The 24,420-nt window shown below is 48.4% G+C and carries 13 protein-coding genes and 4 pseudogenes; 8 read left to right on the plus strand and 9 right to left on the minus strand.

Features of this window, described 5'->3' with window-relative positions:
- Nucleotides 1–500 precede the first annotated feature (500 nt).
- The 6 genes and pseudogenes from JCM15908_RS15605 to dnaN form a co-directional block, all read right to left on the minus strand.
- Nucleotides 501–2,170 (minus strand): annotated as a pseudogene (locus JCM15908_RS15605) (tetratricopeptide repeat protein).
- A 1-nt stretch (nucleotide 2,171) separates the two neighbouring features.
- A complete protein-coding gene (gene recN / locus JCM15908_RS07615; protein WP_025002889.1) occupies nucleotides 2,172–3,845 on the minus strand; it encodes a DNA repair protein RecN in 1,674 nt (557 codons plus the stop codon).
- A 55-nt stretch (nucleotides 3,846–3,900) separates the two neighbouring features.
- Complete coding sequence (gene porD / locus JCM15908_RS07620) at nucleotides 3,901–4,827, minus strand: type IX secretion system protein PorD (protein WP_084607836.1); 927 nt, start codon at nucleotides 4,825–4,827, stop codon at nucleotides 3,901–3,903.
- Nucleotides 4,763–5,961 (minus strand): annotated as a pseudogene (gene coaBC / locus JCM15908_RS13025) (bifunctional phosphopantothenoylcysteine decarboxylase/phosphopantothenate--cysteine ligase CoaBC). The gene porD and the pseudogene coaBC overlap by 65 nt, the downstream one beginning before the upstream one ends.
- Before the next feature lie 3 nt (nucleotides 5,962–5,964).
- Nucleotides 5,965–6,819, minus strand: a complete 855-nt coding sequence (locus tag JCM15908_RS07630) for a 3'-5' exonuclease (protein WP_025002891.1) — start codon at nucleotides 6,817–6,819, stop codon at nucleotides 5,965–5,967.
- Nucleotides 6,820–6,877: 58 nt separating this feature from the next.
- Entirely contained in the window at nucleotides 6,878–8,002 is a 1,125-nt protein-coding gene (gene dnaN / locus JCM15908_RS07635) for a DNA polymerase III subunit beta (protein ID WP_025002892.1), read from the minus strand.
- 203 nt (nucleotides 8,003–8,205) lie between these two features.
- Between dnaN and JCM15908_RS07640 the strand changes: the two genes are divergently transcribed.
- Nucleotides 8,206–8,598, plus strand: coding sequence for a DUF3127 domain-containing protein (locus JCM15908_RS07640; RefSeq protein ID WP_025002893.1), 393 nt, complete (start codon nucleotides 8,206–8,208; stop codon nucleotides 8,596–8,598).
- A 144-nt stretch (nucleotides 8,599–8,742) separates the two neighbouring features.
- On the opposite strand, the gene JCM15908_RS07645 is transcribed toward JCM15908_RS07640, so the two are convergent.
- The 3 genes from JCM15908_RS07645 to spt form a co-directional block, all read right to left on the minus strand.
- Entirely contained in the window at nucleotides 8,743–11,802 is a 3,060-nt protein-coding gene (locus JCM15908_RS07645) for a C10 family peptidase (protein WP_159101322.1), read from the minus strand.
- Between the two features lie 103 nt (nucleotides 11,803–11,905).
- Nucleotides 11,906–12,052, minus strand: a complete 147-nt coding sequence (locus JCM15908_RS14815) for a hypothetical protein (protein ID WP_159101323.1) — start codon at nucleotides 12,050–12,052, stop codon at nucleotides 11,906–11,908.
- Nucleotides 12,053–12,639: 587 nt separating this feature from the next.
- Entirely contained in the window at nucleotides 12,640–13,830 is a 1,191-nt protein-coding gene (gene spt / locus JCM15908_RS07650) for a serine palmitoyltransferase (RefSeq protein WP_025002895.1), read from the minus strand.
- Nucleotides 13,831–14,010: 180 nt separating this feature from the next.
- Here spt and JCM15908_RS07655 point away from each other — a divergent pair, with 180 nt between their 5' ends.
- The 7 genes and pseudogenes from JCM15908_RS07655 (at nucleotide 14,011) to JCM15908_RS07690 (ending at nucleotide 24,367) form a co-directional block, all read left to right on the plus strand.
- Nucleotides 14,011–15,039 (plus strand): diacylglycerol/lipid kinase family protein, encoded by a 1,029-nt coding sequence (locus JCM15908_RS07655; protein WP_025002896.1) that lies wholly within the window; start codon nucleotides 14,011–14,013, stop codon nucleotides 15,037–15,039.
- The gene (locus JCM15908_RS07660; RefSeq protein ID WP_025002897.1) at nucleotides 15,039–15,737 is read left to right on the plus strand and encodes a tRNA1(Val) (adenine(37)-N6)-methyltransferase; all 699 of its coding nucleotides are present in this window, start codon (nucleotides 15,039–15,041) and stop codon (nucleotides 15,735–15,737) included. The genes JCM15908_RS07655 and JCM15908_RS07660 overlap by 1 nt, the downstream gene beginning before the upstream one ends.
- A 131-nt stretch (nucleotides 15,738–15,868) precedes the next feature.
- Nucleotides 15,869–18,334 carry an endopeptidase La gene (gene lon, locus JCM15908_RS07665; RefSeq protein WP_025002898.1) on the plus strand — a complete coding sequence of 822 codons (2,466 nt, stop codon included), beginning with the start codon at nucleotides 15,869–15,871 and terminating at the stop codon, nucleotides 18,332–18,334.
- A complete protein-coding gene (gene tgt / locus JCM15908_RS07670) occupies nucleotides 18,335–19,462 on the plus strand; it encodes a tRNA guanosine(34) transglycosylase Tgt (RefSeq protein WP_025002899.1) in 1,128 nt (375 codons plus the stop codon).
- A gap of 278 nt (nucleotides 19,463–19,740) precedes the next feature.
- Nucleotides 19,741–20,828: pseudogene (locus JCM15908_RS13030) on the plus strand (LptF/LptG family permease).
- Nucleotides 20,829–20,874: 46 nt separating this feature from the next.
- Nucleotides 20,875–22,664, plus strand: a pseudogene (locus JCM15908_RS13035) (DEAD/DEAH box helicase).
- A 473-nt stretch (nucleotides 22,665–23,137) separates the two neighbouring features.
- Complete coding sequence (locus tag JCM15908_RS07690) at nucleotides 23,138–24,367, plus strand: site-specific integrase (RefSeq protein WP_025002900.1); 1,230 nt, start codon at nucleotides 23,138–23,140, stop codon at nucleotides 24,365–24,367.
- The last annotated feature ends 53 nt before the right edge of the window (nucleotides 24,368–24,420 follow it).

Consider the following 24,420-nt stretch of genomic DNA (forward strand, 5'->3'; position numbering starts at 1 on the left):
ATATGAAAATCTTCATGTGGTAATCCGATTACCATCAGGTGGTAATTCGATTATCTTCATGTGGTAATCCGATTACCGTCGTGTGGTAATTCAATTATCTTCATGTGGTAATCCGATTACCGTCGGGTGGTAATTCAATTATCTTCATGTGGTAATCCGATTACCGTCAGGTGGTAATTCAATTATCTTCAGGTGGTAATCCAATTACCATCGGGTGGTAATTCAGTTATCTTCAAGTGGTAATTCAATTACTATCGGGTGGTAATTTTATTATTATTAGGTGAGTCTTTATTAATTGTAGTGTAGAGATGATATTCTGATGAATAGAAAAATATTTCCAGTATGTAGGAAAATGTTTTCCTTCATACTGGAAATAATGAAAAATTGTATATAAGGCTGATTATGTATTGTATATTCTCTCGGAGGGCTTCCTTAATTGATATTGACGGGAGAGTGCCGAGGAAATAGAGTACTTTTGTGTCCGGGCTGGGGAATATGGGCTATTTGAACTTGTTGAGGAAGGAGTCTGCCTGAGCATTGCCCAACTCTTTGGCCTTGGATATGTTCTTGAGTCCTTCTTCTTTCTGGCCGCTCTGGCACTGGGCGATGCCGAGGACGAGATGTGCGTCGGCAAAGTCTGGTTTCAGGCTGATGGCACGCTTGGCGGCAGCGATGGCTGCGTCGGTTTTGTTTACTCTGAGGAGAAGGCTTCCTGCTTCGGCATGGTAGACAGCCTCTTCGGGGGCAAGGCGTGAGGCGATGAGTATGTCCTGAAGGGCCTGCTGCCACAGGTGTCCCTTGGCTTCGCACTGCTCGCGCTCGTAGTAGAAGCCGGCTCCGAGGGTGCCTTGGAGGAAATACTCGTAGGTATAGTAGTCGCGCATGGCTTTTCTGTAGTCGCCCATCCTGTCGTACTGCCGTGCACGGGCGAGAAAGAATGGGGCCGCGGTAGCGGCGTAGGGGGTGTCGCATAGTTCGATGCTTTGGTTCAGCAGCGAGAGTATCTCCTGATTGGCGGCTCCTAAATGTTCGCGGCTTTGGGCCATTTCGAGGTAGAGTTCGGGGTTCTTGAATTTCGTCCTTGTCAGCTGCTCGAAGGCATTGTAGGCTTCCTTGTAGTTTCCCTTGGCGTAGTCTATCTGTGCTATCAGGTGCTTGTAGCTTCTTGCGGATTCAGTCTGTCGGCCTCCTTGGCCTCGGTCATGGCCTTTTCGAGTGTCCATCCGATGGCGGAGGCGTTGCCGGTAATGGCTGCCTGATAGATGCTTCGGGCATAGTTGAAATGCGCCTCGCCCTTGTTTTCCGCCTTTCCTACAGCAGCTTGGAGGGTTTTGTCGGCTTCCTGCCATCTGCCTTCTGCCATGTCTGAGGATGCCGAGGCGAAGTAGCCGTCGTTCAGGGTCGGGAATTTGGCAATGAACTCGTCGATGACTTTCCTGTGTACTTCCTTGGGCTTCTGGATGGAGAGCATCAGGCCGATGAGGGCTTGGTCCTGCGCGTCGGGGAGTCCTATGCGGATGGCGCACTGGCGCATGACGGGGTCGTTCTGCGAGAGGCCGGTCAGGCTGAAGTCGCGGGCGTATGCTGCATCGGTGGCACTTTGCTGTCCCGATGCCGAGGTGGCGAACAGGCCTATGACTTGTCCTTTCTCGTTGACAACGGGCGCGCCTGCCTGCCGGTCTGTGGCTGCTGATTTCAGTATGCAATAGTTGTACTGCGTTATGAATTTTTCCACTTCGGAGATATCCGACAGGATGGGTTGGCCTTCCTGCGTACTGGTAACTATCCATGCGTTGGAGTTGGCCGTGGCCGTACTTGCCAACGGTGCGGCGGTGGTTGCAGCGTTGATTTGGAGTTTTGCCAGATTGTATATCTCGTTTGCTCCCAAGAGCACTTCCACGTCGTGTTTCTCTCCCTTTGCGTCGGCCACTACGGCTCGCTCTGCTCCGGCAAACGGCGACCAGAGGGTTACGCCTGTTCCGTCTTTTCCGATGAACACGCCGTTGGCTGTAGCGAGTACCGACCCGTCTTTCTTGTAGGTGGTCAGCGTGAAGGCTGCTTCGGCTGCCTTCCTTACCGCGGCTGGCTGTGCGCAGGCTTTGGAGATGCCGGTGCAGAGCAGCAACAATCCTAAGAGTAGTCTCATATTGTCTTTTTTCCGTTTTCTCATTTCAATATTGCTTTTTGCCATTGCAGAGCAGCTCGCGGGCGTTTTGCAAGGCAGCTTCCGATATGTCGGCACCTGAAAGCATCTGAGCGATTTCCGATACGCGCTGTTCTTGCGAGAGTTCGCGCATCTGGCTGCGTGTGCCTGCCGGTGTCTCCTCCTTTTCCACTTTGTAGTGCGAGGTTCCCAACGCTGCAATCTGCGGAAGGTGGGTGATGGAGATTACCTGCCGGTTGCTGTCGCCCATCTCCTTCATGATGAGTGCCATCTTTTGGGCTGTCTTTCCGCTGACGCCTGTGTCAATCTCGTCGAATATTATCGTCGGCAGCTTCACCGCACCGCTTATCATTGCCTTCAGCGAGAGCATGACACGGGCTATCTCGCCACCCGATGCTACCTGTACGACGGGCTGCATCTCCGTGCTCTTGTTGGCGGAGAAGAGAAACTGAATCTTGTCTGCGCCGTCGGCCGACAGGGGCTTTGGCAGGAGCTGTACTTGGAATCTGACGTTCGGGATGCCCAACGGGACGAGGCGGTTTCTCATTTCCTCCTCTATTTTCCTTGCGGTCTTTGTGCGCAGGGCGGTCAGCGTCTTGGCAAGTTTGTTACAGTCTGCCAGCCTGCGTCCTGTCTCGGCTTCCAGTTCCTTGAGTGCTTCGTCGCTGTTATCTATGCTGTGCAGCTGCGCCTTCAGGTTCTCCATTATTTCTGTGAGTTCCTTTACCGATGAGACGCGGAACTTCTGCTGAAGCGAGTATATCTTGTCCAGCCTCTGATTGATGCTGTCCATCCTGTTGGGGTCGAAGTCTACGTCCTCCACATCGCTGCCGACATCACTTCCAATGTCCTGTAGCTCAATGTGGACGGAGCCAAGCCGCTCTGCCATTCCTTTTACTTTCGGAAACACCTCTTCTATTCTTCGGAGACATTCTGCGGCAGCCTTGACATTTTTCACCGCCCCAGTCTCTTCGTCGTTCAGGGCTTTGTCCGTCTCGTAGAGTGCTGTCTTGATTTCCTCAGAATGGGAAAGGGTGCGGCTCTCGGCCTCCAGCTCTTCCTGCTCGCCGTCCGTGAGATGGGCACTATTGATTTCCTCGAACTGGAATCTCATAAATTCCTCGTTCTCCAGTCCCTTGGCTATATCGGCTTTCATCTGCTCCAGCTGACGTGCAGCAGACCTGTACAGTGTGTATTTCTCCCTGAATGTCTGCAAGTCTTTTGCATTGTCGGCGATGATGTCGACGACGTTGAGTTGGAAATCCTCTCTCTGAAGCAAAAGGTTCTGATGTTGGGAATGGATGTCGACAAGCTGCTCACCCAGTCGTTTCATCAATTGGAGCGGGACGGGCGTGTCATTGATGAAGGCGCGCGACTTTCCCGTATCGCTCAGTTCGCGTCGGATAATCGTGTCTTCGGCATCAAGGTCGATATTGTTTTCCTCGAAGAATTTTTCCAAACCGTAGTGCGTAAGGCTGAAATGCGCCTCAATGATACATTTCTTCTCGCCTTTCTTTATCTGTTTGCTGTCGGCACGGTTGCCCAAGAGCAGTCCGATAGCACCAAGAATGATGCTTTTTCCGGCTCCGGTTTCTCCACTGATGACGGAGAAACCCGGGTGAAAGTCGATGTCGAGCTGGTCTATCAGTGTAAAGTTCTTTATATAGAGATGTTTTAGCATGCTTCGGTAGAGTTAGAGATGGTGAGGGGATTCGTCTCGCACACGGGTTCCGCGGTTATTGCTTAATCTTCTCCCAAGTGGGGTTCTGGCTGGCATTGATGCTGAAGAGAATATCGTAGACCGATTCCTTTTCTTTCTGCGTCCCCTTACCTTTATATATATTGGCAAGCTCGTCCTTTTTGTAGTCAGTCCAGATTTGTGGCAGCAGACTTAGCGGACGGTCTTCGTGGGCTTTCTTCAGGTCGTTCTCCAATGCTGTAGTGATATTGGTGCGTCCCCGCTCTGCATTGTTTGCCATCTCGTCCAGTCCTTGCCTGTAGTAGTCGTATTGCAATTGGCGGAACGATTTCATGGCACCGTCAAGATAATCGTTGATGATGGCAAAGCGGTTCCGCTGTGTCTCGAACGATTTCCATCCCGTAAAGCTAAGGTTCTGCGCGTTGTTGGTCAGGTTCATGCACCTTTGCAGAATGTCCTCACCGCCCATGGGCGCAAACGAGTCCAAATCCAGTCCGATGAACAGATAGGCATAGTAGGCTATGAGTGCCGTCAGCTGGTTGTCGATGGATGCTTCGTTAAATTCCAGTTGGTCGAATTGGGCAAACGTGAAATTGAAATCACCGTCCTGATTATTATATAGAGTCGTGGTATAGGCCGAATTGTAGACCGGGCGATTTGCCTGCACGAGAGCCGTACAGGTAAACATGTTTGAGCTAGGGTCATACTTCGTTACCGTGATATTGAAATTACAGGCTATCCGTTCATTCTTTTGGAATTGCAGATTTGTCCATTTCCGCTCGTTGATGAATTGTTCAAGCGTTTGCTTCAGATTGTCAAATACCGAAGCATCTGTTCCCTGTATTTGGTTGTGGTTGACCGTTACCTTAGCCAACAGCTCCTGTGCCGTGGCCGAAAGGTTACAGCCTATTGACAAGCTCGTCAATAATGTCGCTTGCAACAGCAGTTTTCGGCTTCTTGTCATACGCTTTTCTACCTTCTTTTGATATAATGGTTATCTGATTATCGTCCGACTGAAAAGTCGTTCCGGGGTTTCTTGTGGAGTTCAGCACGATAAAGTCTGCATTCTTCTTCTCCAGTTTGCGCTGTGCGTTGGTTTCCTCGTCGTTGGTTTCCAAAGCGAAGGCAACAATGCGCTGTCCGTCCTTCTTCATTCCTCCCAATGTGGCTGCTATGTCATGGGTAGGTTTCAGCCGGATGATAAGGTCGTTGTCCTTTCGTTTTATCTTTCTGTCGGCAACCGAATCGGGACGGAAGTCGGCAACGGCAGCACAAAGAATGGCAGCATCGCTGTTGGCAAAACATTTCAAGGCAGCCTGATACATCTCCTCACAGGATTCTACGTCGATACGGTGTATCTTTTCAGAGCAGGTCTGGTGTACCGGGCCGGCTATCAGGGTTATGTCTGCACCACGTTGCAGACACTCTTCTGCCAAAGCGAATCCCATCTTTCCCGACGAATAGTTGCCGATGAACCTGACGGGGTCTATTTTCTCGTAGGTTGGCCCTGCGGTTATCATGATTCTTTTGCCTTGTAAGTCGTGTCCTGTAGTGGTTGTGTCGATGTAGGCATCAAGTGCATCAACTATTAGTTCAGGCTCTTCCATTCGCCCCTTTCCCTCCAGTCCGCTTGCAAGGAATCCGCTTGCGGGTTCTATGATTCGGTTGCCATAGCCTCGTATTGTATCCAAGTTGTGTTGTGTGGATGGATGGCTGTACATGTCAAGATCCATTGCAGGTGCAACAAAAACAGGAGCTTTCATTGACAGATACGTCGTAATAAGCATATTGTCGGCTATTCCGTTTGCCATTTTCCCAAGGGTAGAGGCTGTGCAGGGGGCTATCAGCATGGCATCTGCCATAGACCGAGGTCTACATGCGAGTTCCATGTACCGTCGCGCTGGGAAAAGAACTCCGAGACTACGGGCTTGTGGGTAAGGGCAGAGAGCGTAATAGGAGTAATAAATTCTTTACCGGCAGGCGTAATGACTACCTGTACCTCTGCACCTTTCTTGATAAGCTGTCGGATGATTAGACAACTTTTATAGGCTGCTATTGACCCGGTGATGCCGAGAACAATCTTTTTTCCCTGTAGCATAAACTATTTGTTGTTAAACTCGCGGAGACGGATGCGTGTCAATACTTGCTTGGTGTTATAGGTGAAGTCGCTTGCCAGCATCCAACTGTAATATCCCGGATCCTTGCGGAGTACTTCCGCAACATCCCATCCTTTGTATTTGCCAAAGTTGAACACCTCGTGCCTGAGAGGTTTTCCTTCTTGGTCCGTTAGCGTATTCCCGTCCTTGTCGGTAACATCTTGCCAGACAATGCGTCCTGAGAAGTCTACAAAGTCGTTCATGCGTGAGAACTTTGCCACCTCGTCCATATCGTTTTTCAAGATGCGCTCTTCTTCCTGCTGCTTCTCCGGTGAATACATCTCCAACTGACCTTGCAGTACTCTCCATGTGGCTTCCGTGTCTTGGTCAGCACGGTGAGCCTCGAAGTCGTCTTCCATCTTCCGCCCGCAATAAAATTCGTAGGCAGCTGACAAGTTGCGGCGTTCCATTTTGTGAAAGATATTCTGGGCATCAATGAGACGGCACTTGGAAAAGTCGAAGTCAATACCTGCACGCAGAAATTCTTCGGCAAGCATCGGCACGTCGAAGCGGTTGGAGTTGAATCCGGCAAAGTCGCAGCCGCCAAACTTGGTTGCCAGTTCCTTGGCCTTCTGCTTGAAAGTCGGTGCATTCTTTATGTCGTCGTCGCTTATTCCTGTTAGTTCAGTTACTTCTGCCGGTATTGGCTTTTCGGGATTGATGAATACATTCTCACGCTCCTCTTGCCCGTCTGGGTAAACCTTAATATAAGATATTTGGATGATGCGGTCTTTAACAAGATCAAGCCCCGTTGTTTCTAAATCGAAAACAATCAGAGGCTTTGTCAGATTTAATTTCATTATCTTTAATAATCGTAAACGCCACCCGGGAAGTCCGGGCAGCGTTTTATGTTCTTTGTTAATCGTTCAGCAACATCGGCATAATCAGCATCAAGACTTCCTCGTTATCGGGTTGTTCTGCCGGAATAATAACACCTGCACGGGACGGGTCGGCCAACTGCACTATGACGTCATCGCTTTGTAGGTTGTTCAGAATCTCCAACATGCTCGATCCTTTGAATCCGATGCTCATCGGATTACCACTATATTCGCAGGTCAGGCTTTCTTTTGCACTCGTTGAAAAGTCAATGTCTTCAGCATTGAGTGTCAGGTTTCCCATTTCGACATGGAAGCGAATCAGCTGTGAAGAGTCGCTTGCAAATGGTAGAACGCGCCGGATGGCACCTATCAGTGATTTTCGGTCGATGGTAATCTGGTTGGGATTGTTAGTCGGGATAACGCTGTTATAGTTGGGGTACTTGCCTTCTATAAGGCGGCAAATCAGATTTCCGTCGGCAAAAGAGATGTTAGCTGAACGCTGGTCGAAGCGGATAACGACATCACCACCGTCCTTTGTCAGTACATTCTTCAGCAACGTAGCAGGTTTTTTCGGCAGGATGAAGGCGGAAGGAGCATCGCTCTTGATGGAGAGGTTCCGATTGCGAACTAATTTATGACCATCGCTGGCTACAATGGCAAGCCCGTCAGCATTGAGGTCGAAATAGATACCGTTCATCACAGGGCGTAACTCATCCTGTGCCGTAGCGAAGAGCGAGCGTCCGATATTGTCAGAGAGAATGGATGAATCTATGGAAATGACCGTTGCATCGTCAGCTACCGGCTGTGTCTTGGGATATTCGTCGGCACTCTGAATAGGAAAGTTGTAAGCACCGTTTTGGTAGGTAACGTACATCTTCATTTCATCGAAGTTTACATCTATGGTCAATGGCTGCTCCGGCAGCTCCTTTACAGCATCCAAAATGGTATGGTTGTTTACGGCAAAGTTGCCTTCACCTTCATTTCCGTCAAGGTTTATTCCGCCTTGAATGACATTCTCATTATCCGATGCGGTAATCATCAAATGTCCGTTAAGAACTTCAAACAGGAAGCAGTCAAGAATCGGAAGCGAGTTCTTGCTGTTTATGACCCGTGAAAGTGTAAGCAGTCTGCTGCTCAGTGCTGTACTTGAAATGGTAAATCTCATTAGTATCTTATTCTTTTAATTATTGCTTCTACTTCTAAAAGCATTTTGGGGGCATGTATTGCCTTGTGCTTTTAGATGTACAAAAATACGAAAAAACAGTGTGAATAGCAAAAAATAAAGCTAAAAGTTTCTGTTTTTAGAACTAATTTAGTAATTTCGCAAACACAAACGAAAAGCAAAATTATTAATATAATTAAGAATAAATGGAATTACAAGGAAAAGTTATCGCTGTTCTGGAAGTGCGTAAAGGCACGTCTGCCCGTGGTCCATGGGAGTCTCAAGACTACGTTATTGAAACACATGACTCGTATCCAAGGAAAATGGTCTTCAATCTCTTCGGAGCAGACCGTATAGCCCAGTTTGCCATAAAGGCTGGTGAGGAAATCATTGTCAGCTTCGATATTGATGCACATGAATATCAGGGACGTTGGTTCAATAGCATCCGTGCTTGGAATATTCAGCGCATTGACGCAACGGCTGCACAGGCTGCCGCACCTGCAGCTGCTGCCACGCCACAGACACCGTCTGCCGGCGCACAGGCTCCATTCCCTCCGACCACTCAGAGTGGCGACTCGAACGACGACCTGCCTTTCTAACGAACATAAGGAATAAGAAATGCCGCAAGGATTATCCATGAGGAAATCCTTGCGGCTTTTGTTTTTTATATTGTCCCACCCTCATTGCTTCTGCCTTGTTGTTTTTATACAACAGAAACCGGGCAAAAGGATGGGACAAAACGTTTATCTAAGTACTACCTTCTTACCGCCTACTATATAAACGCCCTTGGGCATAGTGCGCTGTTTGAGTTCGCTGAACGAACCAGCAACCTTGCGTCCTTGGCAATCGAATACAGGAGCTGTGGAGAGAGTATCCGTTTCGCTTATGGAGGATATGCCGGAAAGTACGGAACGCCCTGTCAGCAGAATGTTCAGCTGCTGTACTTGGTTGTCAGCCTGAGTGGGCTCTATATAGGCACGGAATGGCGCAACGGTACCTGTAGTCTTGCAGAACTTAGTGCCTTCTTCGTTGAGGAGATAGGCTGAAACCTGTTTGGTTGAAAGTCCGCCACAGAAGCTATAGTCGGTTGAGGCTGTCAGGCAGAGTGGGGAGCTGTTTACGACAATGTCCGTTGCACTGAATGACACCGTTCTTCCGTCTGTTCCAGCATCGGGGATTCCCAACAGATAAGGAACACAAGCACGCAGGGTAGACTCCGCATGGCTGAAGATAAGGTTGTCGCCTTGGCTGGCGGACAGGTTCATCACCCAGAACTGCTTGCCCTTGTCGCTCGTAGAGGTGTACCATTGTGCTGTTGTTCCGTCTATAGTCGCATCCGTTGCATCGAAGGGAAGGGCAATCGTTTCCCATCCGCCGGCTTTGTCAAGCTGACGTTTGGCCGTGCGTGTATAGCTGATATGGTTAGCCCGGAAAGATAGCGGACAATAGAAATCGTGTCCGTCTTCAAGTTTAATATTTTCAGCAATGCCATTTACAATCACATTTTTCCCCTCTAAGCCGAACTTAGAAGCGTCCGAAACTTTCACATAGTAAAGGGTGTTGGGGTTGTTGTTAGGCTCTATGGGCTTCGGCTGTACGCCCGTGAGGTCAACGGCAACGACGTCGTCGGGTATTTTCAGCCCGTCATTTATCTTTACTCCGTTTTCTGTGCCATCCGCCTTGTAGAGAATAGCACCTGAGTAGAGGAATCTTTTTGCTTGTGTTATAAAGTCTTGGCCGTTATAGACAATGAGACTATGTGTTCCTGTCGAAATGGTATGGAACTCGAAAGGAATATCTATGCTGTTGCCTTGTTGCAAATCAATTTCCTGAGAGGCTGTGCCGATAAAGTTGCCTTTCGAATCCGTGCAATAGATGGAAATGGTTCCTTGACTGTTGCCTGACTTGGCGACTACATGCGCTTTGCCCTTAATCATTTTGCCGAACAAGGTGCCATTGGTCATTCCGTCGTATGAGAAGGTAACGTCCAGTTTCCCCGATGCCTGTCTGGGTTGAATATCCACCTGCGCCTGTCCTATGACGTTCTTTCCCTGCGTGTCCGTGGCAATCCAAATATTGTATTTGCCTTTCAGGTTGGGGGTGAATGACATATCTATTTCTTCTTTGCTGCCTGCTGAGACTGAAGGTGAAGTGGATGCAGCCGGCCTTCCCTTTGTTTGCGTAGTAGAAGCAAACAGATAGATGTTGCCATAGAAGTCTTCCTTGCCAGAGTTTATTAGTTCAAAACTTATAGGCTGTTCTATGCCCTGCTGCTTGAATCCTCCTGCCATAATATGGTCTGTCGTCAGGTGAGATGGGTCAGAGTAATCAATGAAAGATGCCGTTGCACCTTGCTCTGTTACGGTTACCATTGCATAGCAGTCAATATCGTAGGACCATTCCTGTGTCCCTGCTATTCGGCTAATGGGCATGACACGATACGAGCCTAACTCCTTAGGGAGTTTAAGGATAACATGCCTTTCCATTCCATAGAAACTTCTTAAAGAAACAGACGCTATAGTGCTCGTCATGGTTATCGTTCCATGGTCGTCAATGAATCCAATGCCGTATTCAAAAGTGTTATCAGTGCCTGAAAGGTTGTAGACTTGGAGAACAGCCTCATGTCCGCTTATTCTTTTTAAGTTCATGGTAAGTCCTGGTGCTACCGGCTTCCCGTGAGGGTGTATGTCGATGATGGCCGTTTGCTGCATGCTGTATCCGTCTGACGACGAACTGGCACCCGTTCCTGTCGTGTTGTTGGGGTTGAGTATGGAAATGAGGAAGTATCCGTCGCTCATTCCGTTCCATCCCCAATTGACGTGGAACATGCCTTTTCCGTCGTAGCCGTCCAGTACGAAGCTGTGTCCGCCTCCTGTAGACGCACCGCAAAAGACAACGGGGCGTCTTGACAACAATTCGTTGTAAATGGCTTCGTCGAAAGCCGACTTGCTATAATTCCTGCGGTTGATTAGCCGTGCTGAGTAATCAAAATACTTGCTGAGTGCAGGAGCAACGGCATAGTCGCTTGCCCCGGAGCCACCGTTTTGCCCTATGTCATAGTCCATATATATAGATCTGCCGACGTATGCCATCAGGTTGGCGACGGCTTCTTTCTGCTCCGTGCTTTCAGTGCCACTATAGCGGGGGAGTATATTCTCCCAGTCTATGGTGGAGTTGCTGTTTATCTGTCCGCATTTCAGTTTTAGTGCATCCGTTGTATAGGCAGGGATTGTGGCTGTAGTAGCCTTGGGATACTGGTGATAAGCCATTACCTGCGCTACAGCCGTGGCCACACATCCCGTAACGGTCTTCTGACCCCGGTAGACGGGGCAGTGGCTGTTATAGGGATAATCTTGTCCCCATGTGCTGCTAATCAGGGGAGATATGGCGTTGCGGACAGGAGTCCCTTCGTATTGTCCGCCGGTCATTTCCTCGTTCATTTGGTCGAGTTGTCCGATTTGGTCAGCATAGCTTTGCAGAAAGCTGCGCATGTTGTCGGGTATTTCCTGAGAGGGGAAGGAACCGGAATCGGAATATCCCAGTATCTGCTCGGTTCGGTCGTCGCCCGAGACAATGACAAAGCCCTTCTGGTTGCCGGCATTGAATACATAGTAGGCTGCCGGGGAGGAAGGCTGATGTGGGGTAGGGGCACTTAGTACGAACCGCGGTTGTTTCATTTTTATGCCGCGGGCGGAAAGAAAATCCCTTGCTATGGCTGTTGCAGCCGATTTTGATACGGGTGCAGCCTCTGCCATCAAGGCGAAGAGGAAAAGGGATAGGAAAATAAATAGATGTTTTCTCATTATTGTTGTTTGTTTTATAAACAGGTGTAGAGGACTGGATGTAGATAGTCTGTCATAGTCGTGTAAGCCTGTTTGGGTGAATAGTTTGCCGTGTATTAGCCGGTTAGGCGTGTTGGAGATGACAAAGCCATCGGCAGAGGTGTAATTTCTGCTTGTTGTCTGACAACCCGATGCTGATACCATCGGGATTCCTGCAAGCCTCCATCCCTGACTGGGAACGGGCAAGGGATACATAAAAAATCCTTTCCATCTTTTGTAAATTAAGTTTGTTAAAATAATAAATCTGATAAGACTGCCATGGGCAGTGCTTGTTGTTTAGTCGCAGGATTTGTATTTCATGTTTACAAAGTTATCATTTTATTGCTTGTACACAAAGGTGTTTTGCATTATTTAACAAAAAGGTGGACGACCAGACCAGTTTATCTCGTTATTGCTCTGTTTTAGAGTCGGTATCTGTATGACAGACCGTGGTGGGATAGTTATCGTTTTATGTTTTGTTTGCAGATGTCTTGAAGAAAAACGAATAAGATATGGCCGTACAGCGGAAGTGCCGTTTTCGCATTGTCAAAGTGCCGTTTTCACAGGACGAAAACGGCACTTTCGTTCTTGAGGCTAATCGGGCTTGTTTGGCCTAATGTTAAGTTCAGGTTGTTATTTTGTTTTTTCGGGATAATTTTTCAGTGGTGAGTATGTTTCTATTACGTTTGTTTTGGTTTCTTCTGGCAGAGTGGATTCCTGTTTGTAGATTGTGTTTGTCTTGCCCGGGAGGATTAAACAAAAAAGAGATGGCGTTCGTTCGGATAGCCATCTCTTTATTCTATATATGAGGGGGAAGGGTTATTTGATGATTCCTTCTTCTACGAAAATCTTCTTCAACGCCTGAACGCCACGTTCTACCTGCTCTTCTGTGTGTGTTGCCATCAGTGCGAAGCGGACTAAAGTGTCCTGCGGTGCGCAGGCCGGTGGAATGACCGGGTTGATGAATACACCGGCTTCGTATGCCATTTTTGTTACGATGAAGGTCTTGTGTACATCGTGCACGTAGAGCGGAATGATGGGACTCTCGGTGTCTCCTATCTCGAATCCTTCCTCGCGGAAACGCTTCAGGGCGTAGTTGGTAACTTTCCAAAGTTTCTCAATGCGCTCCGGCTCCTTCTCAAGAATACGGAGTGCCTCAAGTGCCGCGGCAGTTGCTGCCGGTGTGTTGCTTGCCGAGAAGATATAGGTTCGGCATGTATGGCGGAGAAAGTTGATGGTATCGCTGTCTGAAGCAATAAACCCACCGATGGAGGCGAGGCTCTTGGAGAATGTGCCCATGATGAGGTCTACCTCGTCGGTCAGCCCGAAATGGTCGCAGACCCCTCTCCCTTGCCGGCCGAATACACCGAGGCCATGAGCCTCGTCAACCATGATGGAACAGTTGTATTTGTGCTTGAGCTTGACAATCTCCGGCAGATTGGCCAAGTCGCCCTCCATGGAGAAAACACCGTCTACGACAATCAGCTTGATGGCGTCTTCTGGGAGTTTCTGCAATACACGCTCCAAGTCTTCCATGTCGTTATGCTTGTAGTGGAGCTGAGTGGCAAAGCTGAGACGTCGCCCGTCTACAATGCTTGCATGGTCGCGGTCGTCGCAGATGACATAATCGCCGCGCCCGACAACCATAGCCAGTACACCGGCATTAACAGAGAAGCCTGTAGAAAAGCACAAAGCCTCGTCCTTACCTTCAAAGGCGGCAAGTTCTTTTTCGAGTTGTACGTGCAAGTCAAGTGTCCCATTGAGGAAACGACTTCCTGCGCATCCTGAGCCGTATTGCTCCAAGGCGCGGTGGGCAGCATCTATGACCCGTTGGTCGTTTGGTAATCCTGTGTATGCGTTAGAACCAAACATCAGGATTTCGTTTCCGTTTATATCGGTAACTTCCGTCCCCTGCTTGCTCGTAATCTCACGAAAGTAAGGATACACCCCGGCATCCATAAACTTTTGCGGATCACGGTAATTCTTGTACTTTTCTTGTAACTGTCCCATTTATTAATAAGGTGATGTACTATTTTTCTTTCTTTTTAGGGTGCAAAGATACTAAATTACTATGATAATCAGCACATTTTGTGTAGAAAACTGACTTTTGAGCTATTTTTTATGCTATAAAATTGAATGGTTGCATATAAAATTGTAATTTTGTCGGTTCAGTATGAGAATTACGCCGAAATGAAGAAGAGTATTCTTTTTATAATGAACCCAATTTCGGGAACTGTTAGCAAGGCTGGGATTCCCGGAATAATCGACGAGCGTCTGGATAAGGAAAAGTTTGACTGCCAGATAGCTTTTACCCAGTATGCCGGGCACGCCACCGAATTGGCAAAGGCAGCGGTAGACAATGGTGTCGACGTTGTGGTGGCTGTGGGAGGCGACGGTACCGTAAACGAAGTCGGGAGGTCGCTTGTCAATACGCATACGGCAATGGGAATAATTCCCTGTGGTTCGGGAAACGGGCTGGCACGCCATCTGGCACTGCCGTTGAATGTTAAGAAGAGTGTTGACATCATCAATGTCTGTACCATCCATCGGCTGGATTATGGAATCATCAATGGGATGCCTTTTTTCTGCACCTGCGGCATGGGCTTCGACGCATTTATATCCATGAAGTTTGCAGAGGCAGGAAAGCGGGGCCCCATCACCTACGCCCAGAAGATATTGGAGGAGGGGCTTAAGTACGAGCCGCAGACCTACGAGATAGAGGACGAGGAAGGAATACACCATTATAAGGCTTTTCTTGTCTCGGCGGCCAATGCCTCGCAGTATGGCAATAATGCCTATATCGCTCCGCAGGCGTCAATGAGCGACGGACTTCTTGACATTATTATAATGGAGCCGTTTGACGTGATAGAAGCTCCGCAGGTAGCCATTGAAATGTTCAACAAGACGCTTGACAAGAACCTGAAGATTAAGACGTTCAAGGCAAAGCATATCCATGTCCACCGCAAGGAGGCAGGAGTGATTCACTATGATGGAGACCCGGTCATGGCGGATAAGGACATAGATATATCCTTGGTGCCGAAGGGGATAGACATTATAGTCAATCCGAATGATGAAAAATCGCAGCGTCAGCCGAACATTCTACAGACGGCATTTTCCGAATTGTTCTCCAACATTGACATGATACGCAGGGATATTACCAGACAAAGCCGTAAATTTCAGGCTCTGAACAAGACTCTGCTGCGCAAATTGAATATCTGATGGGGTTTACTTTCAAGGAATTCCACATAGAGCAGGACCATTGTGCCATGAAGGTGGGGACGGACGGAGTTCTTCTTGGTGCATGTGCAGCAGGTGGCAAACGGATTCTTGATGTCGGTACAGGAACGGGATTGATAGCTCTGATGATGGCACAGCGTTTCCCGGAAGCCGTGGTTGATGCTATTGATGTGGATGCCCGGGCCGTTGGTCAGGCTCGGGAGAATATAGAATCATCGCCTTTTAAGGAGCGTGTCCGGGCTTATTGCGCAAGGTTTCAGGAGTTTGCCAAAGAAGGAGAGCGGCCTCTCTATGATGTCATTGTGAGTAATCCGCCTTATTTTCAAAATTCTTTGAAAAATCCTGACCGATTAAAAGCTATGGCAAGACATACGGACACACTATCGTTCTATGACCTTATCTGCCATTCGCTCCGTCTTCTCTCCCCTGTTGGAACATTGTCAGTCATAATCCCTTCCGATGCTAAGGCTTCTCTTGAGAGTGAAGCTGTAATTCTTGGATTATCAGTCTCAAAATGTTTATATATAAGGACTAAGAAGAATAAACGTCCGCTTCGTTGCATTTTGGAACTGAAGCAAGGTAGCCATACGGCTTTGGTAGAGGAAGAGGTTCTTATGAATGAGGATGGGAATCGTTCGGAATGGTATAGTCATATTACGAAAGATTTTTACATAAAGTGATAATCTTTCTGCTTCCGCATAAACCCTCAAGGCATTATATTAGGTATTATTAAGATTAAAGATGGGCTAATCGTACACTCTTTCGTTTTATTTTCGTACTTTTGCACGTCAAAAACGAAAATAGAAACTTAATGAAGCAAAATAGTTCGATACAGATGTTTGCCGACTATGAAGGCGATATGCCCAGCTTCGACGTGAAGGTTGAAGGCGAAGTGCCTGTCTTTATCACACGCAATCTGGTCATGTTTCCGGGCGTGCTTTCACCGGTACTGGTTGGTCGGAAAGCAACCCTCGCACTGGTAAAATATCTTGAGCAACATCCGGGTATGGTCTTTGCCGTGGTCAGTCAGCGTGATGGGAATGTTGAAGAGCCGGAAGAGAAAGATCTCTATCATACAGGCATCTATGCGAGGCTGGTTCGTGCTTTCGACATGCCGGGAAGTCCGAATGGAGAGAGCCGCACGGCTATCTTGCAGGGATTGGGCAGATGTCGTCTGGATACGCTGACTTCGGGTAGGTCTTTTATGACGGGAACAACGACGCCCATGCCCGATGAACTTGTCGATGCTGATGATACGGAGTTTATTACGGCCGTTAATGATATGAAAATGACGGCAAAGGAGTACATACACGGAAGCGATGAAATCCCCGACGACTCACAGTTTGCTCTTGATAATATCAGCAATGCTGTCGTATCTGTCAACTACGTTTGCAGTAACATGCCGTTTAGTGTCAGCGACAAGATTCGTTTGCTGGAGGAAAGTTCTGTCAAGCATCGCCTTTTTGGCCTGATGAAGGTGCTGAACCGTGAGATACAGTTTCAGCACCTGCGTCAGAATATCCGCACCAAGACTCGGGAAGACCTCGATGAACAACAGCGCGAGTATTTTCTCCATCAACAAATCAAGAACATACAGGAAGAACTGGGGGACGGAGATTCCGCTCCTGAGAAGAAGGAACTGCGAGAGAAGGCCGAGAAAAAGAAATGGTCGGAAGATGTTGCCAAACTTTTCAAGAAAGAGTTAGCCAAACTTGATACGCTCAATCCTCAGAGTCCTGATTACAGTGTACAGGTAAACTATCTCCAAACGATGGTCAGCCTGCCATGGAATGAGTATACCAAGGACGACTTGGACCTTAAACGGGCGAAGAAAGTGCTTGACCGAGACCATTACGGCATGGAGAAAGTGAAGGAGCGCATCCTTGAGTACATGGCGGTCTTGCAGCTGAAGGGAAGCAATAAGTCGCCTATCCTTTGTCTTTATGGGCCTCCCGGTGTAGGAAAGACAAGTCTTGGCAAGAGCATCGCCGAGTCGATGAAGCGCCAATACGTGCGCATGTCGTTAGGAGGACTCCATGATGAGTCGGAAATCCGTGGACATAGACGTACCTACATAGGGGCGATGCCCGGTCGTATACTCAAGAATATTCAGAAAGCCGGCTCTTCCAATCCGGTGTTTATTCTTGACGAAATAGACAAGGTTACCCAAAGCACGGTTAATGGCGACCCGTCGTCGGCATTGCTTGAAGTGTTGGACCCTGAGCAAAACAATGCTTTCCACGACAACTATCTTGATGTGGACTACGATTTGTCCAAGGTACTTTTCATAGCTACGGCCAATGATATCAACACGATTCCCCGTCCGTTACTTGACCGTATGGAAATTATTGAGGTATCGGGATATATTACTGAGGAGAAAATAGAGATAGCAAAGCGACATCTCTTCCCAAAGGAATTATCAAATACCGGGCTTGACCTCTTCGCCCCAAAGTTGAAATTCACCAAACAAGCTTTGGAAAAGGTAATTGAAAGCTATACACGCGAGAGCGGTGTGCGCCAGTTGGAGAAGCAGGTCAACAAGGCATTGCGGAAACTTGCCTACAAACAGGCGATAGACGGGCAACTTTCATACGACAAGATAACACCTGTAGAGTTGGAAGGCCTGCTCGGTAAGCCGCCTTTCTACCGCGACATCTATCAAGGCAACGACTATGCTGGAGTTGTAACGGGCTTGGCGTGGACAAGCGTCGGCGGAGAAATCCTCTTCATAGAGACTTCGCTGTCCAAGGGAAAAGCCGGCAAGCTGACCTTGACGGGAAATCTTGGAGATGTGATGAAAGAGTCTGCCATCATTGCCCTCGAATACGTGAAGGCTCATATTGACGCTCTGGATGTAGACTATCGTATCTTTGAGCAGTGGAATATCCACATTCACGTTCCCGAGGGGGCCACACCCAAGGATGGTCCTTCCGCAGGCATTACCATTGCGACGAGCATTGCCTCTGCACTTACTCAACGCAAGGTGCGCAAGAATACGGCCATGACAGGGGAAATCACCCTTCGTGGAAAGGTATTGCCAGTAGGAGGAATCAAGGAAAAGATTCTTGCTGCCAAGCGTGCGGGCATTACCGACATCATCATGTGTCAGGAAAACAGGAAGGATATAGAAGAGATACCCGAGAAATATCGTAAGGGTGTAGACTTCCACTATGTGGAAAATATACAGCAGGTATGGGATTTCGCGCTGACAGACGAACTTGTCGAAAATCCTGTAAACCTGACTATATCAGACGAAGACAACAAAGGAGAGAAGTAAATGACGTTTGAACTACAATGTACCGACAAGGCAAGCGATGCCCGTACAGGACTTATAACAACTGCTCATGGACAGATAAAGACTCCCATCTTTATGCCTGTCGGGACGGTAGGTACTGTCAAGGGCGTCCACTTTTCTGAGTTGGTCAATCAGGTGAAGGCTCAAATCATCCTCGGAAACACCTATCATCTCTACCTCCGCCCCGGACTTGAGGTGCTAAGGGCGGCAGGTGGTCTGCACAGGTTTAATGGTTGGAATCGTCCTATCCTTACGGACTCGGGTGGATTTCAGGTATTTTCGCTCACGGGTATCCGCAAATTATCCGAAGAGGGATGCGAGTTCCGCAGCCATATAGACGGTTCGAAGCATGTTTTCACTCCGGAGAATGTGATGGATACCGAGCGTATAATAGGTGCGGACATCATGATGGCACTTGACGAGTGTCCTCCGGGCAAGAGCGACTACGAATATGCCAAGCGCAGTCTGGGTATGACGCAGCGCTGGCTTGACCGTTGCATCAAACGGTTCAACGAGACCGAACCACTTTATGGCTATCATCAGAGTCTTTTCCCAATTGTTCAGGGTTGCACCTACAGGGACTTGCGTGCTGATGCTGCCAAGTTCGTTGCAGACAAGGGAGCTGACGGAAATGCCATTGGTGGTCTGGCGGTAGGCGAACCGACAGAAATCATGTACGAAATGATAGAAGTTGTCAATGGCATCCTGCCTAAAGACAAACCCCGTTACCTCATGGGGGTCGGCACACCGCAGAATCTTCTTGAAGCCATTGAGCGTGGAGTGGATATGTTCGACTGTGTAATGCCGACTCGCAATGGCCGCAATGCGATGCTGTTCAGCTACGAGGGTACGATGAACATGCGGAACAAGAAGTGGGAGATGGACTTTTCGCCAGTTGATGCCAATGGCTGCGAAATCGACCGGCTAACCACCAAGGCCTATCTCCATCATCTCTTCAAGGCCGGTGAGCTGTTGGCAATGCAGATTGCCAGTATTCACAATCTTGCTTTCTATCTCCGTTTCGTAACCGATGCGCGTATGCACATAGAGCAAGGCGACTTTGTTCAGTGGAAGGCATCTGTTATCGGGCAGTTGGGAAGAAGAATCTAAGTAGAACGGTATAGGAGCATCGGGCAATGGAATGTATAGATGTTAATGACGAATCGGATGGTTTGATATAGCAATACGTGTCACACAGAATTTTATATTCTCAGTTTGTCAAGACTCTTTCTGTATATTTTTATCCTCATATCCCTATAACCATCAGCCAATTTATGAAAGATGTTTTGGATAATATAGCAAAGGCAAATACCCAAGCCGCTGTGGCTCGGGGGCGTCGGGCTTTTTCCCGGTTGCCGGAAGCATTGGTACGGTTAAGCCCCAAAAGGATGGTGGGGAGGCTTGACTGGTATATCATCAAGAAGTTTATAGGGACTTACGTCTTCTCTATCCTCTTGATAATTTCGATAGCCATTGTTTTCGACTTCAACGAGAATCTGTCCAAGTTCACCCAGTACCACGCACCGTGGCGTGCTATTGTCTTTGACTACTATGCCAACTTTATTCCTTATTATTCCAACCTCTTCTCTCCGCTTTTTGTTTTCATTGCCGTCATCTTCTTTACTTCAAAGCTGGCGAGTAACTCCGAAATCATTTCAATGCTTGCTGCCGGGGTATCATTCAACCGGCTGTTGCGTCCCTACATGATTTCATGTGTACTCATAGCAGGCCTGACCTTCTATCTTAACAGCTTTGTCATTCCGAAAGGAACGGTTATTCGGCAGAACTTCGAGTCGCTTTACCGTAATTCAAAGAAGAACACATCTGCCGAGAATGTGCAGCTGCAAGTAGGCAAGAATACCGTTGCCTATATTCAGCACTACGACGACAAGTACAAGCGTGGCTATGGATTCTCCCTCGACCGCTTCGAGAACAAGAAGTTGGTAGACCACATGACAGCTACTGAAATTCAGTATGATACTGTGGCAGACGCAAAGTATCACTGGAAGGCAAGCAACTGGAAAATCAGACAGCTGAAAGGTTGAAGGAGCATATCAGGACAGGCGACGTTCTTGATACGCTTATCATGATGGAACCGACCGACCTTGTCTATTCCAAGGGGCAGCAGGAAACCTTCACCTCTCCCGAACTGCTCGATTACATCTCCAAGCAGACCAGCCGTGGTTCGGGTAACGTCGTACAATACGAAGTGGAGTACCACAAGCGAATAGTCATGTCGTTCTCCTCATTCATCCTGACCATTATAGGTGCCTCCCTCTCGTCGCGCAAGCGAAAGGGCGGCATGGGCATGTATCTCGGTATCGGCCTTGCTCTCAGCTTCGGATACATCATGCTTCAGACGGTTTCTGCAACCTTTGCAATCAATGCAGATACCCCTCCGATACTTGCAGCGTGGATTCCGAACGTGATATTTGCGGTAATTGCCTACTTCTGCTACCGTAAGGCACCCAATTAAATTCCATCTCACCACCATCCTCCACCGCCTAAAAAGAAAAGAAATTATGATATTTGAAGATTTAGATTTGAATGAAAATGTCCTCGATGCGCTCTATGATATGCACTTCGAGGAGTGTACTCCCGTACAGGAAAATTGTATTCCAGAGATATTGAAGGGCCGGGATGTGCTCGGTGTAGCACAGACAGGAACCGGCAAGACTGCCGCCTATCTGCTCCCGGTGCTTTCCAAACTGGCCGACGGAGGCTATCCGGAAGATGCCATTAACTGTGTCATCATGTCGCCGACCCGTGAACTTGCCCAGCAGATAGACCAAGCCATACAAGGCTTCTCCTACTATCTCGACGGTATTTCGTGCGTAGCCGTCTATGGCGGTAACGACGGCAACCGTTACGATCAGGAACTGAAGAGCCTTTCGCTTGGTGCGGATCTCGTCATTGCCACCCCGGGACGGTTCATCTCGCATATCTCCCTCGGTAATGTAGACCTCTCAAAAGTCAGCTTTTTCATCCTTGACGAGGCCGACCGAATGTTGGACATGGGCTTCTCGGACGATATTATGACCATTGCCAAGAAACTGCCTTCTACCTGCCAGACCATTATGTTCTCCGCCACCATGCCTGCGAAGATAGAGGAACTGGCAAAGACGCTTCTCAAGAACCCTGTGGAGATAAAGCTCGCCGTCAGTAAGCCGGCAGAGAAAATTCATCAGATGGCATACGTCTGCCACGAGACGCAGAAGATAGGAATCATCAAGAACATTTTCAAGGCAGGCGACCTCAACCGTGTCATCATATTCTCCGGTTCCAAGCAAAAAGTGAAGCAGATAGCCCAGTCGCTCAGTCAGAAGCATATCAACTGTGGCGAAATGCACTCCGATCTTGATCAGGCCGCACGCAATGACATGATGTTTAAGTTCAAGAGTGGGCAGATTGACGTGCTTGTGGCTACCGACATCATTGCCCGTGGCATTGACATTGACGACATCACGCTGGTCATTAACTACGACGTACCGCATGATGCCGAGGACTATGTACACCGTATAGGGCGTACTGCCCGTGCCGACCGAGACGGTGCAGCCATCACTTTTGTCAGCGACAACGATATTTATTACTTCCAGCAAATAGAGAAATTCTTGGAGAAAGAAGTTGAAAAGGTGCCGCTTCCGGAAGGTTGGGCGAAGGCCCCGAGTATAAGTCGTCGGGCAAGCCGCATCGCGATGCCAAGAGCCGTCGCCGCCAAGACCGCGACCAACAGAGTCATCGCGACAAGAAGAGCCGCAGTCAGAGCCGCCAGCGTGGCAGTCGTCCTGCAGAGGAAGGGATAGGGCAGGAAGTCAAGGCTGAGGTTGCCGGGCCGCGTAGCAAGAACCGTCGTCCTGCCAGTCAGAAACAGGAAACGCCAAAAGACAACGTAACGGCTGTGCAGGTACAGGACGGTAAGGAGCAGGGACAGGCTGGTCAGGAAAGACAGAAGCGTCAGAACTCCCGGCGAAAGGGAACTGATTCCCGAAACGGTGAGCGGACAGAAAAGAACGCGCAGGCAGAGAAGAAGGGCGAAGACGGACAGAGAAGCAGCCGCAAGCAGGCCCAGCCGAATGGCAAGAAAGCATCTCAGCCGAGCGGAAAGCGCGGTGGGCAGGCAGAAAAGTCTGCAAACGCCAAGTCTGCCAAGTCCAAACAGAGGAGCAGGCGTAAGCCCGGCGAAAAGGAACCCCTCCGCAGCACGAAGTATGACATCAGGGATGAGGTCTATACGGCAAAGAAAGAGGAAGGCGGATTCAAGACTCTTATCAAGAAGCCATTGAAGTGGCTTAGTCGTTTGGGCAAGAAATAAGAATGTGATGTAGTGCCGGTTGACAGGCAGTAGCGGATACTTGCCGCAGTGGGCATGGCATCGCCCCCCATTTAAGAAAATCCGGAAGAGATTTCTCTACTACTTGGAGAAGTTCTTCCGGATTTTCTTTTGTCTGTTGGGCAGCCCCTTTTCGTGTGGTGAGAGTGCCTTTTTCGTCTTGTAACTAATCAACGAAAATGAAGAGAAATCGAAGTTGGCGCAAACTAGCTGATAATGAGTGAGAAACGAAACGGTTTGCATAGAAGTACTCTTTTCAAAAAGGGCAGGAATATGCAGATTTAGGCAGAAGTTCAGTTACCAGAGCGTTACCCGATTTTGGGATAGGTAACGATGGAGTAATGTTCGGTAACTGAATTATTTTCGCTCTTGTGGCTGTTGCTTCGGTTGGCAGTTTTCTGCATAAGTGAGGAACGCTTTAATTCGGGTAACTTTGCCCACAAATATTAAAGCGTATGAAACACGAGAAAATGAAGGTGTTGCTCTACCTCAAAAAGAGCGGTCTCGACAAGTCAGGGAAGGCTCCGATTATGGGACGTATCACACTTGGAAGGAATGTTGCGCAGTTCAATTGTAAGCTCTCCTGCAATCCTGACTTGTGGAATCCCCGTGAAAGTAGAATGGACGGAAAGAGCCGTGAGGCGGTGGAGATAAACGGCAGGTTGGAGAATCTGCTTTTGTCAGTTCAGTCGGCTTATCAATCCTTGCTTTCCAAAGGCTGTCCGTTTGACGCAACCGACGTGAAGGAGCAGTTTCAAGGGAGTGTGCAAACACGGTGCATGCTCATTGAGAGGCTTGATATGCTCATCAAGGAGAAAGAAAGCCATATCGGTGTGGATATCAAGAAAGAGTCCCTGTTAAGTTATCATTCTACGAGAAACCGCTTGCAGGAGTTCATTCAGAAGAAATACAAGGTTTCTGATCTGACTTTCTCACAATTGACAGAGAACTTCATCTATGAGTTTCGCCAATACTACTTGGGAATATGCGGTTTCCAAGAAAGTTCTTTCTTCGCAGTGGCATCCCATTTGAAAACTGTCTGCAAGTTGGCATATCGTGAGGGGATAGCCGATACTCTGATGTTTGACAAAGCCCACATAGAAAGGGGAGACAAGAAAGTTCCAAAGGCTCTTGATAAGGAGTCGTTGGATGGTTTGAAAGCGTTGCAATTTGGTGATTTGGAGGAGGATTTGGAAACGGCAAGGGATATTTTCCTCTTTGCCTGTTATACAGGTGCTGCGTATTGCGATTTGATGGAACTTGGCAAGAAGCATCTTGTCCGTGATGACGAGGGAAGTTTGTGGCTGAAGTTCAACCGCCAGAAGACTGGTGTGCTTTGCCGTATCAAATTGTTGCCCGAAGTTATTAGGCTGATGGAGAAACTCCACAGCGGTGAAAGGGAAACGCTGCTTCCATATATGAAGTACAAGAACTACCAGACCTGCCTGAAAGCCCTGCGGCTTCGTGCAGGTATATCGTTTCCCTTTACCACGCATACCGCAAGGCACACTTTCGCAACGCTCATCACGCTTGAACAGGGCGTGCCCATTGAAACAGTGAGCAAGATGCTCGGACATAGCAACGTAAGTATGACCGAGCGCTATGCAAAAGTAACACCACAGAAACTCTTTGAGGAGTTTGACCGCTTCCTTTCTTTCACTGAAGATATGCAACTGGCTATCTGACCATTTGCTTTCATTTAACATAGTATTTAGTCAAATAAAACACGGACAATTCA

The organism is Prevotella dentasini JCM 15908, assembly GCF_000614065.1.
Taxonomy (GTDB): domain Bacteria; phylum Bacteroidota; class Bacteroidia; order Bacteroidales; family Bacteroidaceae; genus Prevotella; species Prevotella dentasini.

What these genes read in the sequence shown, in the direction of transcription:
- recN (WP_025002889.1), bottom strand. Translation starts at nt 3,845, where the DNA reads ATGCTAAAACATCTCTATATAAAGAACTTTACACTGATAGACCAGCTC.
- porD (WP_084607836.1), bottom strand. Translation starts at nt 4,827, where the DNA reads ATGACAAGAAGCCGAAAACTGCTGTTGCAAGCGACATTATTGACGAGC.
- JCM15908_RS07630 (WP_025002891.1), bottom strand. Translation starts at nt 6,819, where the DNA reads ATGAAATTAAATCTGACAAAGCCTCTGATTGTTTTCGATTTAGAAACA.
- dnaN (WP_025002892.1), bottom strand. Translation starts at nt 8,002, where the DNA reads ATGAGATTTACCATTTCAAGTACAGCACTGAGCAGCAGACTGCTTACA.
- JCM15908_RS07640 (WP_025002893.1), top strand. Translation starts at nt 8,206, where the DNA reads ATGGAATTACAAGGAAAAGTTATCGCTGTTCTGGAAGTGCGTAAAGGC.
- JCM15908_RS07645 (WP_159101322.1), bottom strand. Translation starts at nt 11,802, where the DNA reads ATGAGAAAACATCTATTTATTTTCCTATCCCTTTTCCTCTTCGCCTTG.
- JCM15908_RS14815 (WP_159101323.1), bottom strand. Translation starts at nt 12,052, where the DNA reads ATGGAAAGGATTTTTTATGTATCCCTTGCCCGTTCCCAGTCAGGGATG.
- spt (WP_025002895.1), bottom strand. Translation starts at nt 13,830, where the DNA reads ATGGGACAGTTACAAGAAAAGTACAAGAATTACCGTGATCCGCAAAAG.
- JCM15908_RS07655 (WP_025002896.1), top strand. Translation starts at nt 14,011, where the DNA reads ATGAAGAAGAGTATTCTTTTTATAATGAACCCAATTTCGGGAACTGTT.
- JCM15908_RS07660 (WP_025002897.1), top strand. Translation starts at nt 15,039, where the DNA reads ATGGGGTTTACTTTCAAGGAATTCCACATAGAGCAGGACCATTGTGCC.
- lon (WP_025002898.1), top strand. Translation starts at nt 15,869, where the DNA reads ATGAAGCAAAATAGTTCGATACAGATGTTTGCCGACTATGAAGGCGAT.
- tgt (WP_025002899.1), top strand. Translation starts at nt 18,335, where the DNA reads ATGACGTTTGAACTACAATGTACCGACAAGGCAAGCGATGCCCGTACA.
- JCM15908_RS07690 (WP_025002900.1), top strand. Translation starts at nt 23,138, where the DNA reads ATGAAACACGAGAAAATGAAGGTGTTGCTCTACCTCAAAAAGAGCGGT.